Below are 16,517 nucleotides of genomic sequence, written 5' to 3' on the forward strand. Positions count from 1 at the left end.
GGATCAGCCGAAATGGCACAGTCGCGCCCATGATGGGCACGACTGTGCACGGCATCGGACCGGGAGTTTTTGTTTTGACGCAATTCCGGACGGAAAACCCGTTTACACTTTTCCTGGAATGCTCTTAGCGCAGCCGCTTCGGCCGCGGATCGGACAATTCGCCGGCCAGCCGCCGGTCGAGATAGTCGGCGCATTCCTCGAGCAGCAGATCGGCGTCGTTGGCGAAGAAGTGGTTGGCGCCTGGCAAGGTCTTCTGCGTGATGGTGATGCCCTTTTGCGTGTGCAGCTTGTCGACCAGGCCCTGCACATCCTTGGGCGGCGCCACTTTGTCGGCATCGCCATGGATGATCAGACCCGATGACGGGCAGGGCGCCAGGAACGAGAAATCATAGGTGTTTGGCTGCGGCGCGATCGAGATGAAGCCCTCGATCTCGGGCCGGCGCATCAGAAGCTGCATGCCGATCCAGGAGCCGAAGGAATAACCGGCCACCCAGCAGCTCTTGGAATCCGGATGCAGCGACTGCACCCAGTCGAGCGCTGCGGCGGCATCCGACAATTCGCCGGTGCCGTGGTCGAATTCGCCCTGGCTGCGGCCGATGCCGCGGAAGTTGAAGCGAAGAGTGGTGAAATCGCGCTTCTGGAACATGTAGAAGAGGTCATAGACGATCTTGTTGTTCATCGTGCCGCCGAATTGCGGGTGCGGATGCAACACGATGGCAATCGGCGCGCTCTTTTCCTTGGAAGGCTGGTAGCGGCCCTCCAGGCGGCCAGCCGGACCGGTGAAAATGACCTCAGGCATGAAATACTCCAAATGGCATACGAATGCGCGGCGCCCGGAACAACTCTTTACTCCAGCCCCAGCCCTTCCGGGCCTTGACGCAGGGCAAGCGTCTTCTTAGAAGCTAGTTTAGAATTGTTCAAAACTGGATAGCCAGCCGTGACGGCCCGGCCATCCTCGCCGCAAGCCGCGTAAATAGGACGTCTTGCCTTGCAATTTCAAGGAAATAACGCGCTATCCTTGCGGAAAGGGTCTTGACGGGATCGATTGGGTGAAAATGGCCGCAGCACGCGCCTATCTCGACTACAATGCCAGCGCGCCGCTCATTGCCGAGGCGCGCGAGGCGATGATTGCCGCGCTCGATCTCGTCGCCAATCCGTCGTCGGTGCATGCCGAGGGGCGCGCGGCGCGGCGCCTGATCGACACTGCCCGGCGCGATGTGGCGGCACTTGTCGGCGCCAAGGCCGAGCATGTCGTCTTCACCTCCGGCGCGACGGAAGCCGCATCGACGCTGCTGACACCGGATTGGCGGATGGGCCGTGGCACGGTGCGCATGAGCCGGCTCTATGTCTGCGAGGCCGACCACCCTTGCCTGTTGAACGGCGGCCGCTTCCCGGCAACACAGGTTTCGCGGATCGGCGTCGACGCCGATGGCATCGCTGACCTCGCTCAGCTGACAGCCGCTCTGGCCGCGCATGACAAGGCCGAAGGCCTGCCGTTGGTCGCGATCCATGCGGCCAACAACGAGACCGGCGTCATCCAGCCGATTGATCGCATCGCCGCGATCGTCAAGGCGGCGGGCGGCATTCTGGTGGTCGACGCGGTGCAGGCTGCGGGCCGTGTTCCCATCGATATGTCAGCGGCTTACGCCGACTATTTGATTCTGTCTTCGCACAAGATCGGCGGCCCCAAGGGTGTCGGCGCCGTCGTTGCGGCAGCCGATCTGATGATGCCGAAGCCGCTGATCAATGGCGGCGGCCAGGAAAAGGGCCATCGCGGCGGCACCGAAAACCTTGCGGCCATCGCCGGCTTTGGCGCCGCGGCGCGGCAGGCTTTGGCTGGACTGAAAGACGTCGAAGCGATCGCGCAACGCCGCGGCGAGGTCGAGAAAACACTCAAAACGCTGGTGCCGGACGCAGAAATCTTCGGAACCGGCGCGCCAAGGCTTGCCAATACGACATTCTTCGCTATTCCCGGCATCAAAGCCGAGACGGCGCAGATCGCTTTCGATCTGGCTGGCGTTGCGCTGTCGGCGGGATCGGCCTGTTCGTCGGGCAAGGTCGGGCCGAGCCATGTGCTGAAAGCCATGGGTTACGGCGACAGCCTCGGCGCTTTGCGCGTGTCCATCGGCCACGCAACGAGTGCCGGGGATATCGAACTGTTCCGTGCTGCGCTGGCTGGTATTGCCCAGCGCCGGGCGGCCAGGGAACAAGCCGCCTGAGGCGGCGACAAAGAATTCGGGCCCTCGCGGCCTGGTAGAGCCGTGCGTTTGCAAGTGGCCGGGTGAATTCCCGGCCGAGACGCACTATATGAAACTTACGCCGCCTTCGGCGCCTCATGGGCAGCCCTCGGCGATGCCATAGTTTGAAAACTGTCGGGCCTTGACCCCGGCGTGGATGGAGAACGCTTATGCCTGCTGTGCAGGACACGATCGATCGGGTCCGAAAGATCGACGTCGACCAGTACAAATATGGATTCCAGACAGAGATCGCGATGGACAAGGCCCCCAAGGGCCTGAGCGAAGACATTATTCGCTTCATCTCGGCCAAGAAGGATGAACCGTCCTGGATGCTGGAATGGCGTCTGGAAGCCTATCGGCGCTGGCTGACCCTGGAAGAGCCGACCTGGGCGCGCGTCCATTATCCGAAGATCGACTTTCAGGACCTCTATTACTACGCGGCGCCCAAGAGCACGCCCGGCCCGACCTCGCTGAGCGACGTCGATCCCGAGCTGTTGAAGGTCTACGAGAAGCTCGGCATTCCGCTGCGGGAACAAGAAATCCTCGCTGGCGTGCAGAAGACCGACGCGTCCGATCTCGAGGAGCCCAGCGACAACGTCTACAAATCGGGCCGTGTCGCGGTGGACGCGGTGTTCGATTCCGTTTCCGTCGTCACCACGTTCAAGAAGGAGCTGGCGCAGGCCGGCGTCATCTTCTGCTCGATCTCGGAGGCCATCCGCGAGCATCCGGAGCTGGTCCAGAAATATCTCGGCTCGGTCGTGCCGACCTCCGACAATTTCTACGCCACGCTGAATTCGGCTGTCTTCACCGACGGCTCGTTCGTCTTCGTGCCCAAGGGCGTGCGCTGCCCGATGGAGCTGTCGACCTATTTCCGCATGAACGAGAAGAACACCGGCCAGTTCGAGCGCACGCTGATCATCGCCGAGGAGGGGGCTTACGTCTCCTATCTCGAAGGCTGCACGGCGCCGCAGCGCGACGAGAACCAGCTGCATGCCGCCGTCGTCGAACTGGTGGCGCTCGACGATGCCGAGATCAAATATTCGACGGTGCAGAACTGGTACCCCGGCGATGCCGAGGGCAAGGGCGGCATCTACAATTTCGTCACCAAGCGCGGCGACTGCCGCGGCCACCGTTCGAAGATCTCGTGGACGCAGGTCGAGACCGGTTCGGCGATCACCTGGAAATATCCGAGCTGTATCCTGCGCGGCGACGATTCCTCCGGCGAGTTCTATTCGATCGCCGTGTCGAACGGCTACCAGCAGGTCGACAGCGGCACCAAGATGATCCATCTCGGCAAGAACACGTCGAGCCGCATCATCTCCAAGGGCATCGCCGCCGGCTTCTCGCAGAACACCTATCGCGGCCAGGTTTCGGCGCACCGCAAGGCAACCAACGCCCGCAACTTCACCAATTGCGATAGTCTCCTGATCGGCGACCAGTGCGGCGCCCACACCGTGCCCTACATGGAAGCCAAGAACTCGACGGCGCAGTTCGAGCATGAGGCGACGACGTCGAAGATTTCCGAGGACCAGAAGTTCTACGTCATGCAGCGCGGCATCCCGGAAGAGGAGGCGATCGCGCTGATCGTCAACGGCTTCGTCAAGGATGTTATCCAGCAGCTGCCGATGGAGTTCGCGGTCGAAGCGCAGAAGCTTATCGGCATCAGCCTCGAGGGCTCGGTCGGCTGACCGGACAATATATATCCAGGAAAGAAAAAATGCTTGAGATCAAGAACCTGCATGCCCGCATCGTCGATGACGGCACCGAGATCATCCGCGGCCTGAACCTGACGGTGAAAAACGGCGAGGTCGCCGCCATCATGGGCCCGAACGGCTCGGGCAAATCGACGCTGTCCTATATCCTCGCCGGCCGCGAGGACTATGAGGTCACCGAAGGCGATATCCTCTATAATGGCCAGTCGATCCTCGAAATGGATCCGGCCGAGCGCGCCACCGCGGGCATCTTCCTCGCCTTCCAGTATCCGATGGAGATACCTGGCGTCGCGACCATGGAATTCCTGAAAGTGGCGATGAACGAGCAGCGCAAGGCGCGCGGCGAGGAGCCGCTAAAAATTCCGGAATTTTTGAAGCGGGTGAAAGAGGCGGCAGCCTCGCTCTCGATGGAGATGGCGATGCTCAAGCGGCCGCTCAATGTCGGCTTTTCCGGCGGCGAGAAGAAGCGGGCCGAGATCCTGCAGATGAAGCTGCTGGAGCCAAAGCTCTGCGTGCTCGACGAGACCGATTCCGGCCTCGACATCGACGCGCTGAAGATCGTCTCTGACGGCGTCAACGCGCTGCGTTCGCCCGACCGTGCCATCATCGTCATCACCCACTACCAGCGCCTGCTTGAGCACATCGTGCCCGATAGCGTGCACGTCCTATACAAGGGCCAGGTGATCAAGTCCGGCGACAAGTCGCTGGCGCTCGATCTCGAAGCCAATGGCTATGCCGGCGTGATCGGCGACGCCGCGTGAGATGCCAGGTCATTTTGTACCAAAAGACAGGGCCAAGCTTATGAACATGCATTCGACACCCCAGCGCACCCAGGCCGAAACGGCGTTGATCGACGCTTTCGGCGAGCGGCTGTCGCTGCTGCCGGGCGACGGTGCGGTGATGCTGAAGCGCGACGACGCCATCGAGGCGATCAAGCACGGCCTGCCGACGCGGCGCATCGAATCCTGGCATTACACTGATCTGCGCCGGCTGTTGACCGCGGTGCCGGCATTCGATCCGACGGCCGCCGCCAAAACGCTAACGCCCATCGTCGAAGGTTCCGCCGTGCTGGCGGTTCTGAACGGCGTCTCGAGTGCGAAATTCCCCGCGATCGAGGGCGTGACGATCCAGCGCCTGTCGGAAAAGCTGACCGACGGCTCGATTGCACCCGGCCTCGACCCCTATGGCAGCGATGACGCCATCGGCGCGCTGAACACTGCTTTCGTCGCCGACGGCTATTTCGTCGACATCGCCGATGGCGCAGCACTGGAAAAGCCGATCGAATTGCAGAACCTGCAAGCCGGCGGACAGACCCATGTGCGCTTTCCCGTGCGTGTCGGCGCCGGCGCCAAGGCTGCGATCGTCGAGCGTCAGGCGGGCGAGGGCGCGGCTCTGGCCAGCTCCGTCAGCCAGCTGGTGTTGGGCGAGGGCGCCGAGGTGACCTGGCTGATCATCCAGGAACAGCCGGAAACGGCCACCCATCTGGCGCAGTTCAAGGCGCATCTCGGCAAGAATTCGAAGCTGACGCTGTTTTTCATGAATGCCGGTGGCAAGCTTGTGCGCCAGGAGATCGTGGTGAAGACCACGGGCGAAGGCGCCGACTTCAAACTGCGCGGCATCAACCTGCTCGCCGGCGACACCCACACCGACGTGACCATGGTGCTCGACCATGCCGTGCCGCACACGACCTCGACGGAAGTGATCCGCAACGTGGTGACCGGCAAGGCGCGGGGCGTCTTCCAGGGCCGCATCAACGTCCACCAATACGCGCAAAAAACCAACGCCAAGATGGCCTGCAACACGCTGCTTTTGTCGGATGATGGCGAGTTCTCGACCAAGCCGGAGCTCGAAATCTTCGCCGACGACGTCATCTGTGGCCATGGCGCGACCGTCACCGAGATCGACCACAAACATCTGTTCTATCTGATGGCGCGCGGCATCGACGAGAAGAGCGCCCGCGGCCTGCTGGTCAAGGCGTTCGTCGCCGAAGTGATCGAGGAACTGGACGACAAAACCATCGTCGAGGCCCTGGAAACAAGGCTCGACGACTGGTTTGTGGCGCACGGGTAAGCGCCTCTTTCCCTTCTCCCCTTGTGGGGTCCGAAGGACGGGCGAGGCAAGTGACTCGCCCCGGGCGATGGCCGAGCGAAGCTCGGTCGGATGCGGGGTGCGTGACGAAGCGAGGCGGTGCCTCAAGAGAGCTTGTAATGGACCAGAAGATCGAAACCACCCCATACGACGTCGAGGCGATCCGCCGCGACTTCCCGATCCTGTCGCGCGAAGTCTACGGCAAACCGCTGGTCTATCTCGACAATGGCGCCTCGGCGCAGAAGCCGCAGGTGGTGCTGGATACGATCCAGCACGCCTATTCCCAGGAATACGCCAACGTGCATCGCGGCCTGCATTTCCTGTCGAATGCCTCAACCGACGCCTATGAGAAGGCGCGCGAGACGGTGCGCCGTTTCCTCAATGCGCCAAGCACCGACAACATCGTCTTCACCTCCAACACGACAGCCGCCATCAACACCGTCGCTTACGGCTATGGCATGCCCAATATCGGCGCGGGCGACGAGATCGTGCTGTCGATCATGGAGCACCACTCCAACATCGTGCCGTGGCATTTCATCCGGGAACGGCAGGGCGCCAAGCTGGTCTGGGTGCCGGTCGACGATCTCGGCATCTTCCACATCGAGGAATTCGAAAAGCGCCTGACCGACAAGACCAGGCTCGTCGCCATCACGCATATGTCGAACGCGCTGGGCACGGTAACCCCGATCAAGGAGATCGTGCGCATCGCGCATTCGCGTGGAATTCCCGTACTTGTCGACGGCAGCCAGAGCGCCGTGCACATGCCGATCGACGTCCAGGACCTCGATTGCGATTTCTTCGTCTTCACCGGCCACAAGGTCTACGGGCCCTCCGGCATCGGCGTGCTCTACGGCAAGAAGGACATTCTGCAGGGCATGCGCCCCTTCATGGGCGGCGGCGAAATGATCGAGGAGGTGACTGAAGACATCGTCACCTACAACGAGCCGCCGCACCGCTTCGAGGCCGGCACGCCGCCGATCGTGCAGGCGATTGGCCTGGGTGCAGCATTGGAATACATGGAAAAGGTTGGCCGCGAGCGCATTGCCGCGCATGAGGCCGATCTCAAGACCTATGCGCATGAACGGCTGCGCGCCATCAACTCGCTGCGCATCTTCGGCGACGCGCCGGACAAGGGCGCCATCATTTCCTTCGAATTGCAGGGTATTCATGCCCATGACGTGTCGATGGTGATAGACAGGCAGGGTGTTGCCGTCCGCGCGGGCACCCATTGCGCCCAGCCGCTGTTGAAACGCTTTGGCGTAACCTCCACATGCAGGGCATCGTTCGGCATGTATAATACCATGGCCGAAGTCGACGCTTTGGCCGATGCGCTGGAAAAAGCGCGCAAGTTCTTCGGGTGACAGGTTCTTTGGATGACGACCATGGATGATGCGAGCCACACCACCGCGCCGGAAGCAGCCATCAATCCGCTGGTTTCCGCCTCGGCCATTCCCGCCGGCGAGCTGGCGCGGCTGACCGACGACATCGTCTCGGCGCTGAAGACGGTCTATGACCCGGAAATCCCGGCCGACATCTATGAGCTGGGCCTCATCTACAAGATCGACATTGAGGACAACCGCGCGGTCAAGATCGACATGACCCTGACCGCACCCGGCTGCCCGGTGGCCGGTGAAATGCCCGGCTGGGTGGAAAACGCCGTCGGCGCCGTCGAAGGCGTCTCCGGCGTCGAGGTCAACATGACCTTCGACCCGCCCTGGTCGCCCGACCGCATGTCAGAAGAGGCGCAGGTGGCGGTTGGCTGGTACTAGGTTGACTGAGGTTGGTGCACTTGCACCAGTGGTAAAACTTCACCATTTTAGGTGAGGAATCATTCGGCAGGCCTTGAACCTGCATGGAATGGAAGAGGAAAAAGAATGGGACGCTTCGCCGTCATCACGATGACCGAAAAGGCAGCCGACCGGGTGCGCGAGATCGTCGCCACGCGCGACAATGCGCATGGCATTCGCCTCGGCATCAAGAAGGGCGGTTGCGCCGGCATGGAATATACGGTGGACCTGGTGACCGAGCCCAACACCAAGGACGACCATATCGAACGCGACGGCGCGCATGTCTATGTCGCGCCCGAGGCTGCGCTTTTCCTGTTCGGCACCGAGATGGATTTCGAGCAGACGACGCTGCGCACCGGCTTCACCTTCCACAACCCGAACCAGAGTTCGGCCTGCGGCTGCGGCGAATCCGTCGAACTGAAGCCCGCCGACCTGAAGGCGCTGGCTGAGGCGCGCGCTTCGGCCTGATCTTCCTTCTCCCCGTTCACGGGGAGGTGAGGAATGGTCCGCGCAGCGGGCGAAAAGCCAATTGCTTGGCTTTTCGAATGACGAACGGCCCGAAGGGCCGGATGAGGGGCAGCGCTGACCATCGGAAGTCGCGCTCCGCGCCTCCCTGCTTACTTCACCCACATCTTCGTCCGCTTGTGCCAGTCGGCGATCGATTCCTCGGGATAGACGTCGAACGCCTTGTCCTTTTTGCCGATCACCGGCTCAACCCAACTCGCCTTGTATTTCAACATCAGATGCACCTTCTCCGGTGGCTTCGGCAGCTCGCTGTCGATTGCCGAGGCGAAGGGGTGGACCAGGTCCGGCCATGTCGGATCGTAGAGCCAGAGCGCCGAACCGCACTTCTTGCAGAAATTGCGCTCGCCCGTCGAAATCTCACACTTTGGATGCTCGTCGTCCGCGATCTCGGCCTGGTAGACGCCGAGATTGCGCTTGCCCTTGATTTTCAGCGTCTTGTAATCGGCGCCGAGATTGATGGCGAAGCCGCCGCCGCCCTGCTGCTTGCGGCAGATCGAGCAGTAGCACAGCATGAACGGCACCGGCGTGTTGCTCTCCACCTCGAAATGGACGGCATCGCAGCGGCAGGATCCCTTGAGCAGCAGCGGCATGACAGAACTCCGACGGATGGCTCTCAACTTGCCAGCATGGTTTTTGGTTGCAGCCATGGCAAGCCCGGTGACATGATTGCGGCATGGACAATGAACGCATCGAAGAGCTGTTCGAAGGCCTCGGCCCGGTCAGTATCCGAAAACTGTTCGGCGGCAAGGGTATCTATTTCGACGGCGTCATCGTCGCTATCGTGCTGCGCGGCGAATTGCTGCTCAAGGCTGACGAGCAAAGCGCGCCCGACTTCGAAGCCGCCGGCTGCAAGCAATGGACCTATACCGGCACCCGCCACGGCAAGCTGGTCGCGATGCCGTACTGGAGCATTCCCGACGACGCGTTTGATGATCCTGACGAGATGAGGGTGTGGGCGCGCCGGGCGTATGAGGCGGGACGAAGGGCGGGGAAGTGAACCGGGACCGCCGCGTTTCTTCCCACCCCCCTCTGTCCTGCCGGACATCTCCCCCGCAAGGGGGGAGATCAGTTGTCACATTGGCCTTCGCCAATCACCAACGTTGAAAATGGGAGCCTGCGGCTAAGCTGTTAATCTCCCTCCTTGCGGGGGAGATGGCCGGCAGGCCAGAGGGGGGTGCTGTCCCGCCGACGTAGGCGATCCTACAGCGCCTTGGCAATCCTCGCCGCCAGCCGCGCATTGTTCTCGACCAGCGCGATGTTGGTCTTCAAGCTCCGGCCGCCGGTCAGTTCGAGGATTTTGCCCAACAGGAACGGCGTCACCGCCTTTCCGGTCACATTCTGCACTTCCGCCGCCTTCTGCGCGGCCTCGATATAGCCGGCCATCTCGTCGGCCGGGATTTCATCGTCCTGCGGCACCGGGTTGGCGATCAGCATGCCGCCGACCAGGCCAAGTGCCGCCCTGGTCTTGTAGAAATGCGCGATCTCTTCCGGTCTGTGCAGGGTCAGCGGCGCGCGGAACGGCGAATGCCGCGACCAGAAGGCCGGCATCGTCTCGCAGCCATGGCCAATCACCGGCACGCCGCGCGTCTCCAGCACTTCAAGCGTCTTTTCGATGTCGAGGATCGCCTTGGCGCCGGCCGAGACGACGATGACCGGCGTGCGCGCCAACTCGTCGAGATCGGCCGAGATGTCGAAGCTCTTTTCCGCGCCCTTGTGGACGCCGCCGATGCCGCCGGTGGCGAACACCTTTATCCCGACCATGTCAGCGGCGATCATGGTGGCGGCGACCGTGGTGCCGCCGGTGCGGCCTTGCGAGACCGCAAAGCCGAGGTCGGCGCGCGACAGCTTCATGGCATCGCCGTTCATGGCCAGCGACTCGCGCTCGCCGTCGGACAGTCCGATCTTGATGCGGCCGGCGACCACGGCGATCGTCGCCGGCACCGCGCCATTGTCCAGGATGATCTTTTCGACATTGGCGGCCATGGCGCCATTGTCGGGGTAAGGCATGCCATGGGTGATGATGGTGCTTTCCAGCGCCACGACCGGGCGGCCAGCGGCGAGCGCCTCGGCCACGGGCGCGTGGATGTCGATGAAGGGGCGGGCGCTTTGCGGTGTCATGATGGTCTCCGATCCGGAGATCCGCGCGTCCGCTTGGACGTCGCGCTCCGGCAATGGCAATTGGCCGCCCTCATGCCATTTCCTGCGCGTCGGGCACAAGAGCCAGTGCCTCGGTGAAGATCGCGGCGGTGAAGGCCGGCACGGCATCCGAACTTTCGATGGCGAGCGTCGCCGCGGCAACGCCTTCGCGGAGGGCTTGGCGCAATGCCAGGCCGCGCAGCAGGGCAGCGATGGTGGCGCCGGCCAGCGCGTCGCCGGCGCCGGTGACGTCGGCGACTTTTCTCGGCGCCGGCGGCAGGATAGAGAAGGCGCCGGCTTCGTCGAATCCCAGCACCGGGCCGTCGCCCGCCGTCACCACGCCACTGGTGAGGCCGCTGCAGCGCAGTCCGTCGACGGTCTCGCGCTCGGTGGCATTGGCATCGACGCCGGCCAGCACCATGGCCTCGCGCCGGTTCATGAAGACCTGCGCGAGTTCCTTCAGCACCGGTATCAGCCGCACCACCTTGGCCGGCGAAATGGCGATGGCGAACACCGGCTTGCCGGCGGCGAGCCCCACCAGCCGCTCCAGCGCCGTTGATGGCAGATTGGCGTCGCAGAGCACCGCATCGGCCTCGGCGACCACCTCGCGCACCTTGGAGCGGCGGATCTGCTTGGGGAACGCCAAATCGTAGAGCGCCATATCGGCAAAGCCGGTGATCAGCTCGCCGTCGCGATCGATCAGCGCCGTGTAGCTCGGCGTCGTGCGGTCGAGGAAAACCGCCGACAGGTCGGCAATGCCGGAGTCGGCGATGGCGCGCGCAACCGTCTCGGCCGAGGCATCGCCGCCGCGCACCGACAAAAGCGAGGCCGAGACGCCGCGCCGCACCAGGCTGCGCAGCGCGTTGAATACGCCGCCGCCGACATCCTCGCGCATCGTGCCGGGGTTGGACGCCGCGGGCACGTACGTGCCCGACACCTGGCCGCGGCGATCGATATGGGCGCCGCCCACCGCCAGTATCTTTGCTGATTTCACCATGCCGGCGATATGACCTTTGTTTTTCGAACCGGACAAGCGCTAGGCTGTGCGACGGAGCTTCGCAGGCGAGCCGGCGATTCGGCCGATCGAAACAGCCGGAGCGTCTGGCCCAATGGTGGATACATCCGGAAACGAAACCATGAGACAAAAAAAGAACAAATCCGGATAAAGATTGCTTTTCAGATATTTGACCCCTCTTGCCAAACGAGAACAAAAGTAGTACAAAATGGGCAGGGATTACGGATTGTCCGGCCTTCATTGACGACCAAGGGGTGATGTATCATGGCTCAGAATTCTTTGCGGCTTGTAGAGGACAAAGCGGTGGACAAATCAAAGGCTCTGGACGCGGCGCTGTCGCAAATCGAGCGCGCCTTCGGCAAGGGCTCGATCATGCGGCTTGGCGCCAACGAGCAGGTCGTCGAGATCGAAACCGTGCCGACCGGATCGCTGGGCCTCGACATCGCGCTTGGCGTCGGCGGCCTGCCGCGCGGCCGCATCGTCGAGATCTACGGGCCGGAAAGCTCGGGCAAGACGACACTGGCGCTGCACACAGTTGCCGAAGCCCAGAAGAAAGGCGGTATCTGCGCCTTCGTCGATGCCGAGCACGCACTCGATCCGGTCTATGCCCGCAAGCTCGGCGTCGATCTGGAAAACCTCTTGATCTCGCAGCCGGACACCGGCGAGCAGGCGCTGGAAATATGCGACACGCTGGTGCGTTCAGGCGCCATCGACGTGCTGGTCGTCGATTCGGTGGCGGCGCTGACGCCGCGCGCCGAAATCGAAGGCGAGATGGGCGATTCTCTGCCCGGTCTCCAGGCGCGTCTGATGAGCCAGGCGCTGCGCAAGCTGACCGCCTCGATCTCGCGCTCCAACACCATGGTCATCTTCATCAACCAGATCCGCATGAAGATCGGCGTCATGTTCGGTTCGCCCGAAACCACGACCGGCGGCAACGCGCTGAAATTCTACGCTTCGGTGCGCCTCGACATCCGCCGCATCGGCTCGGTCAAGGACCGCGACGAGGTCGTCGGCAACCAGACCCGGGTCAAGGTGGTCAAGAACAAGCTGGCGCCGCCCTTCAAGGTGGTCGAGTTCGACATCATGTATGGCGAGGGCGTCTCCAAGACCGGCGAACTGGTCGACCTCGGCGTCAAGGCCGGCGTGGTCGAGAAGTCGGGCGCCTGGTTCTCCTACAATTCGCAGCGTCTCGGCCAAGGTCGCGAAAACGCCAAACTGTTCCTGCGCGACAATCCCGACACGGCGCGTGAGATCGAACTGGCACTCAGGCAGAATGCCGGGCTGATCGCCGAGAAGTTTCTCGAAAATGGCGGCCCCGAGCGCGGTGAAAGCGACGACGGCTTCGAGGAAGAATCCGGCGCCATGTAGGGTACGGCCAGAGTTCGGCCATAAATCCGGTCTATTATCCGATGCTTAAGTAACCGAGTTCTTTAGTATTGCGTTTCAAACCGCTGGCCTTCGCGCCGGCGGTTTTCGTTTTTGGGCAGCGTGAAGCCGGCTTGGCAGTTGCCGGATTGGCCCAATTCCGTGTTTCTGGACAGGGTGGGGCGTGCCCGCTAAAAGGCCAAGTCGATCTTCTAAAAGCAGAGACCAGTGTCCGCCGGCCGCGCCGGCGGTTTTCGCGAAAAGGCAGCAGTCATGAGTGGCGTGAACGAGATCCGGTCGACATTCCTCGACTATTTCCGCAAGGAGGGCCACGAGGTCGTCGCGTCGAGCCCGCTCGTGCCGCGCAACGACCCGACGCTGATGTTCACCAATGCCGGCATGGTGCAGTTCAAGAACGTCTTCACCGGCCTGGAGAAGCGGTCCTATTCGCGCGCCACGACCGCTCAGAAGAGCGTGCGCGCCGGCGGCAAGCACAACGACCTCGACAATGTCGGCTACACTGCGCGCCACCTGACTTTTTTCGAAATGCTCGGCAATTTCTCCTTCGGCGACTATTTCAAGGAGCGCGCCATCGAGCTGGCCTGGAACCTGATTACCAAGGAGTTCGGGCTGAACAAGGACAAGCTGCTGGTCACCGTCTATCACACCGATGACGAGGCGGCCGGCTTCTGGAAGAAGATCGCCGGTTTCTCCGATGACCGCATCATCCGCATCCCGACCTCCGACAATTTCTGGGCGATGGGCGACACCGGACCGTGCGGGCCATGCTCGGAAATCTTCATCGACCGTGGCGAGCACATCTGGGGCGGCCCTCCCGGCAGCCCGGAGGAGGACGGCGACCGCTTCCTTGAATTCTGGAACCTGGTGTTCATGCAATATGAGCAGGTCACCAAGGATGAGCGCATCGACCTGCCGCGGCCGTCGATCGACACCGGCATGGGCCTCGAGCGCATGGCGTCCATCCTGCAAGGGGTGGAGAGCGTCTTCGAGACCGACCTGTTCCGCCACCTGATCGATGCGGCGTCATCGGCGCTCGGGCAGGGCCCGGACAAGGAGACGGTCGCCTCCTTCCGCGTCATTGCCGACCATCTGCGCTCGTCCTCCTTCCTGGTTGCCGACGGCGTGCTGCCGTCGAACGAAGGCCGCGGCTATGTGCTGCGCCGCATCATGCGCCGCGCCATGCGCCATGCGCAGTTGCTCGGCGCCAAGGAGCCGTTGATGTGGAAACTGGTGCCTGCGCTGGTGCGCGAGATGGGCCAGGCCTATCCCGAACTGCTGCGCGGCGAACAGTTGATCACGGAAACGCTGAAGCTCGAGGAGACACGCTTCCGCAAGACGCTGGTGCGCGGCCTTGGCCTGCTCTCGGAGGCGACGGAGACGCTTCATGCCGGTGACATGCTGGACGGCGAGACGGCGTTCAAGCTCTATGACACGTACGGCTTCCCGCTCGATCTGACGCAGGACGCACTGCGCCAGCGCAACATCTCGGTCGACCTTGCCGGCTTCACCCATGCGATGGAGCAGCAGAAGGCCGAAGCGCGCAAGCATTGGGCTGGCTCCGGCGACGCGGCCACCGAGACCATCTGGTTTTCGGTGCGCGAGAAGGCCGGCGCCACCGAATTCCTCGGCTACGAGACTGAAGCTGCGGAAGGCATTGTTCAGGCTATAGTTAGCTATGGCAAGGTTGTGGACAGCGCCAGCGTAGGCGAGCCGGGCATATCGGTCATTGTGAACCAGACGCCTTTTTATGCCGAGTCCGGTGGGCAACAAGGAGATCAGGGCATCATCATAGGCGATGGTGTCGTGTTCAAAGTCCTCGATACGCAAAAGAAGGCCGACGGTCTGTTTGTGCATTATGGAATCGTCGAAAAAGGTATCCTCAAGACGGGCGCAGCAGTCGAACTTAAGGTCGACCATGCGCGCCGCACCCGGCTGCGTGCCAACCATTCGGCAACGCATTTGATCCACGAGGCGCTGCGCGAGGTGCTGGGCACCCATGTCGCGCAGAAGGGCTCGCTTGTCGCGCCCGAGCGCCTGCGCTTCGACATCTCGCACAACAAGCCGATCTCGGCTGAAGACCTCGAAGAGGTCGAGCGCATGGCCAACGAAATCGTCGTCCAGAACAGCCCGGTGACGACGCGGCTGATGTCGGTCGATGACGCCATTGCCGAGGGCGCCATGGCGCTGTTCGGCGAGAAATATGGTGACGAGGTGCGTGTCGTTTCGATGGGCACCGGCGTGCATGGCGCCAAGGCCAACCGGCCCTATTCGGTCGAGCTCTGCGGTGGCACCCATGTCCGGGCGACCGGCGATATTGGTCTGGTCCGTGTCGTCTCCGACAGCGCGGTCGCCGCCGGCGTGCGCCGCATCGAGGCGCTGACCGGCGAAGCCGCACGAAAATATCTCGACGAGCAGGACAGACGCCTGAAGGCGACGGCGGCTGTGCTGAAGATCTCGCCGGCCGACGTGCCGGCGCGTGTCGAGACGCTGCTCGAGGAGCGCAAGAAGCTCGAGAAGGAGCTGAGCGAAGCGCGCAAGAAACTCGCGCTGGGCGGTGGTGCCGCGGCCGATGCTCCGGCCACCACCGAAACCGTCGCCGGTATCGGCTTCCTCGGCAAAGCGGTTTCCGGCGTGTCGCCGAAGGATTTGAAGCCGCTGGCCGATGCCGGCAAGACTTCGCTCGGCTCAGGCGTCGTCGTCTTCGTCGGTGCGGGCGAAGACAACAAGGCAAGCGTCGTGGTCGCAGTGACGGACGATCTCGTCGGCCGCTTCAGCGCTGTCGATCTTGTGCGCGTTGCCTCGGCCGCATTGGGCGGGCAGGGCGGTGGCGGACGGCCCGACATGGCGCAAGCCGGCGGCCCGGACGCCTCGAAGGCCAATGATGCGATCGCCGCGGTGAGGGCGGCGCTGGAGGCAGCCTGAAAGCCACCCTATGCCTTATCTGGTTTTGTGTGCGGCTTTCCGGCCTTCGCCGCCGTGCTTGCCATTCTGTGGCTGATAGTGGCAAGCCGGCAATCAGCTCTTAGACGGTCCGTCTAGCTAGTTCTTTTCGCCGCCTTCAGGGCGCGCGTCATTCTGCTGGAATCGCCCCAGGTGGACAGCCAGATCAGCACGTCCGTGGCGATCGAAATCAGCGACCGTAAAAAGTTCAGCGCCGGGCCGGGCGATTTCAGCTGCTCTTCGGCGTGATGGAGATGGGCGAGCTCTTCCTCGCGGATCGCCAGGATGATGCCGTGCAAGTCGTGGTCGCGATTGGCGAGGAAAAACAGCTGATCGTCCAGATGGCGATGCACCGCCGCTTCAACCGCCGCCGTGCAGGCCCAGATGCCTTGCGGACCAATCAGGGCGGTCACAAAACCCAGCAGCCAGCCACCCCAGCTCCAGAATTGCATCACCCGGCACGGTCGCGCCTTCCGCGCCGGCATGGCGGCACGGAAGGCGGCGCAATGCCTGCGCTCGTGCCCGAGCATCTCCGACAAGGATGGCACGCAATCCGGCCAGAAGCGTTTGGCGACAAGAATCTGCGCCGAATAGATCCTGATCGCACCGAACTCACCGGCGTGGTTGACCCTGACAATTCTGGCGATGGTGAGCGCGTCCTGGCGAGATGGGTCAGCCATGGCCCGAACCC

15 protein-coding genes are annotated in these 16,517 nt (G+C 62.8%); 10 read left to right on the plus strand and 5 right to left on the minus strand.

Going from position 1 to position 16,517, the window contains the following annotated elements; translation table 11 throughout:
* Window positions 1-124: 124 nt before the first annotated feature.
* Window positions 125-799 carry an alpha/beta hydrolase gene (locus tag ACYG9Z_RS26425; protein WP_023669128.1) on the minus strand — a complete coding sequence of 225 codons (675 nt, stop codon included), beginning with the start codon at window positions 797-799 and terminating at the stop codon, window positions 125-127.
* 256 nt (window positions 800-1,055) lie between these two features.
* On the opposite strand from ACYG9Z_RS26425, the gene ACYG9Z_RS26430 reads away from it, so the two are divergent.
* The 7 genes from ACYG9Z_RS26430 (at window position 1,056) to sufA (ending at window position 8,292) form a co-directional block, all read left to right on the plus strand.
* Window positions 1,056-2,219, plus strand: a complete 1,164-nt coding sequence (locus ACYG9Z_RS26430) for a cysteine desulfurase family protein (protein WP_023751439.1) — start codon at window positions 1,056-1,058, stop codon at window positions 2,217-2,219.
* A gap of 188 nt (window positions 2,220-2,407) precedes the next feature.
* Window positions 2,408-3,925 carry a Fe-S cluster assembly protein SufB gene (gene sufB / locus ACYG9Z_RS26435; protein WP_023743149.1) on the plus strand — a complete coding sequence of 506 codons (1,518 nt, stop codon included), beginning with the start codon at window positions 2,408-2,410 and terminating at the stop codon, window positions 3,923-3,925.
* Between the two features lie 29 nt (window positions 3,926-3,954).
* The gene (gene sufC, locus ACYG9Z_RS26440) at window positions 3,955-4,710 is read left to right on the plus strand and encodes a Fe-S cluster assembly ATPase SufC (RefSeq protein WP_023751440.1); all 756 of its coding nucleotides are present in this window, start codon (window positions 3,955-3,957) and stop codon (window positions 4,708-4,710) included.
* 40 nt (window positions 4,711-4,750) lie between these two features.
* Window positions 4,751-6,019, plus strand: coding sequence for a Fe-S cluster assembly protein SufD (gene sufD, locus ACYG9Z_RS26445; protein ID WP_460222861.1), 1,269 nt, complete (start codon window positions 4,751-4,753; stop codon window positions 6,017-6,019).
* A 137-nt stretch (window positions 6,020-6,156) separates the two neighbouring features.
* Entirely contained in the window at window positions 6,157-7,398 is a 1,242-nt protein-coding gene (locus ACYG9Z_RS26450; RefSeq protein WP_023751442.1) for a cysteine desulfurase, read from the plus strand.
* A 21-nt stretch (window positions 7,399-7,419) separates the two neighbouring features.
* Entirely contained in the window at window positions 7,420-7,806 is a 387-nt protein-coding gene (locus ACYG9Z_RS26455; RefSeq protein ID WP_023751443.1) for an SUF system Fe-S cluster assembly protein, read from the plus strand.
* Between the two features lie 105 nt (window positions 7,807-7,911).
* On the plus strand, window positions 7,912-8,292 hold the full coding sequence (gene sufA / locus ACYG9Z_RS26460; protein WP_013532156.1) for a Fe-S cluster assembly scaffold SufA: 381 nt from the start codon (window positions 7,912-7,914) through the stop codon (window positions 8,290-8,292).
* 149 nt (window positions 8,293-8,441) lie between these two features.
* On the opposite strand, the gene ACYG9Z_RS26465 is transcribed toward sufA, so the two are convergent.
* Complete coding sequence (locus ACYG9Z_RS26465; protein WP_023706439.1) at window positions 8,442-8,939, minus strand: GFA family protein; 498 nt, start codon at window positions 8,937-8,939, stop codon at window positions 8,442-8,444.
* Window positions 8,940-9,022: 83 nt separating this feature from the next.
* On the opposite strand from ACYG9Z_RS26465, the gene ACYG9Z_RS26470 reads away from it, so the two are divergent.
* Entirely contained in the window at window positions 9,023-9,346 is a 324-nt protein-coding gene (locus ACYG9Z_RS26470; RefSeq protein WP_023669120.1) for a TfoX/Sxy family protein, read from the plus strand.
* Between the two features lie 203 nt (window positions 9,347-9,549).
* Here the strand turns inward: ACYG9Z_RS26470 and ACYG9Z_RS26475 are convergent, their stop codons facing one another.
* Window positions 9,550-10,467 (minus strand): pseudouridine-5'-phosphate glycosidase, encoded by a 918-nt coding sequence (locus ACYG9Z_RS26475; RefSeq protein ID WP_023751444.1) that lies wholly within the window; start codon window positions 10,465-10,467, stop codon window positions 9,550-9,552.
* A gap of 70 nt (window positions 10,468-10,537) precedes the next feature.
* Window positions 10,538-11,482 carry a carbohydrate kinase family protein gene (locus tag ACYG9Z_RS26480; RefSeq protein WP_023669118.1) on the minus strand — a complete coding sequence of 315 codons (945 nt, stop codon included), beginning with the start codon at window positions 11,480-11,482 and terminating at the stop codon, window positions 10,538-10,540.
* Window positions 11,483-11,764: 282 nt separating this feature from the next.
* On the opposite strand from ACYG9Z_RS26480, the gene recA reads away from it, so the two are divergent.
* Together recA and alaS are read left to right on the plus strand one after the other, a co-directional pair.
* Window positions 11,765-12,868, plus strand: a complete 1,104-nt coding sequence (gene recA, locus ACYG9Z_RS26485; RefSeq protein ID WP_023669117.1) for a recombinase RecA — start codon at window positions 11,765-11,767, stop codon at window positions 12,866-12,868.
* 270 nt (window positions 12,869-13,138) lie between these two features.
* Entirely contained in the window at window positions 13,139-15,808 is a 2,670-nt protein-coding gene (alaS, locus tag ACYG9Z_RS26490) for an alanine--tRNA ligase (RefSeq protein WP_460222862.1), read from the plus strand.
* A 113-nt stretch (window positions 15,809-15,921) separates the two neighbouring features.
* Here alaS and ACYG9Z_RS26495 read toward each other — a convergent pair whose 3' ends face one another.
* Window positions 15,922-16,506, minus strand: coding sequence for a demethoxyubiquinone hydroxylase family protein (locus ACYG9Z_RS26495; protein ID WP_023751447.1), 585 nt, complete (start codon window positions 16,504-16,506; stop codon window positions 15,922-15,924).
* Between the last annotated feature and the right edge of the window lie 11 nt (window positions 16,507-16,517).

It is taken from the genome of Mesorhizobium sp. RSR380A (genome assembly GCF_054719385.1).

Coding starts and splice junctions, on each gene's coding strand:
- ACYG9Z_RS26425 (WP_023669128.1), bottom strand. CDS start 799: ATGCCTGAGGTCATTTTCACCGGTCCGGCTGGCCGCCTGGAGGGCCGC.
- ACYG9Z_RS26430 (WP_023751439.1), top strand. CDS start 1,056: ATGGCCGCAGCACGCGCCTATCTCGACTACAATGCCAGCGCGCCGCTC.
- sufB (WP_023743149.1), top strand. CDS start 2,408: ATGCCTGCTGTGCAGGACACGATCGATCGGGTCCGAAAGATCGACGTC.
- sufC (WP_023751440.1), top strand. CDS start 3,955: ATGCTTGAGATCAAGAACCTGCATGCCCGCATCGTCGATGACGGCACC.
- sufD (WP_460222861.1), top strand. CDS start 4,751: ATGAACATGCATTCGACACCCCAGCGCACCCAGGCCGAAACGGCGTTG.
- ACYG9Z_RS26450 (WP_023751442.1), top strand. CDS start 6,157: ATGGACCAGAAGATCGAAACCACCCCATACGACGTCGAGGCGATCCGC.
- ACYG9Z_RS26455 (WP_023751443.1), top strand. CDS start 7,420: ATGGATGATGCGAGCCACACCACCGCGCCGGAAGCAGCCATCAATCCG.
- sufA (WP_013532156.1), top strand. CDS start 7,912: ATGGGACGCTTCGCCGTCATCACGATGACCGAAAAGGCAGCCGACCGG.
- ACYG9Z_RS26465 (WP_023706439.1), bottom strand. CDS start 8,939: ATGCCGCTGCTGCTCAAGGGATCCTGCCGCTGCGATGCCGTCCATTTC.
- ACYG9Z_RS26470 (WP_023669120.1), top strand. CDS start 9,023: ATGGACAATGAACGCATCGAAGAGCTGTTCGAAGGCCTCGGCCCGGTC.
- ACYG9Z_RS26475 (WP_023751444.1), bottom strand. CDS start 10,467: ATGACACCGCAAAGCGCCCGCCCCTTCATCGACATCCACGCGCCCGTG.
- ACYG9Z_RS26480 (WP_023669118.1), bottom strand. CDS start 11,482: ATGGTGAAATCAGCAAAGATACTGGCGGTGGGCGGCGCCCATATCGAT.
- recA (WP_023669117.1), top strand. CDS start 11,765: ATGGCTCAGAATTCTTTGCGGCTTGTAGAGGACAAAGCGGTGGACAAA.
- alaS (WP_460222862.1), top strand. CDS start 13,139: ATGAGTGGCGTGAACGAGATCCGGTCGACATTCCTCGACTATTTCCGC.
- ACYG9Z_RS26495 (WP_023751447.1), bottom strand. CDS start 16,506: ATGGCTGACCCATCTCGCCAGGACGCGCTCACCATCGCCAGAATTGTC.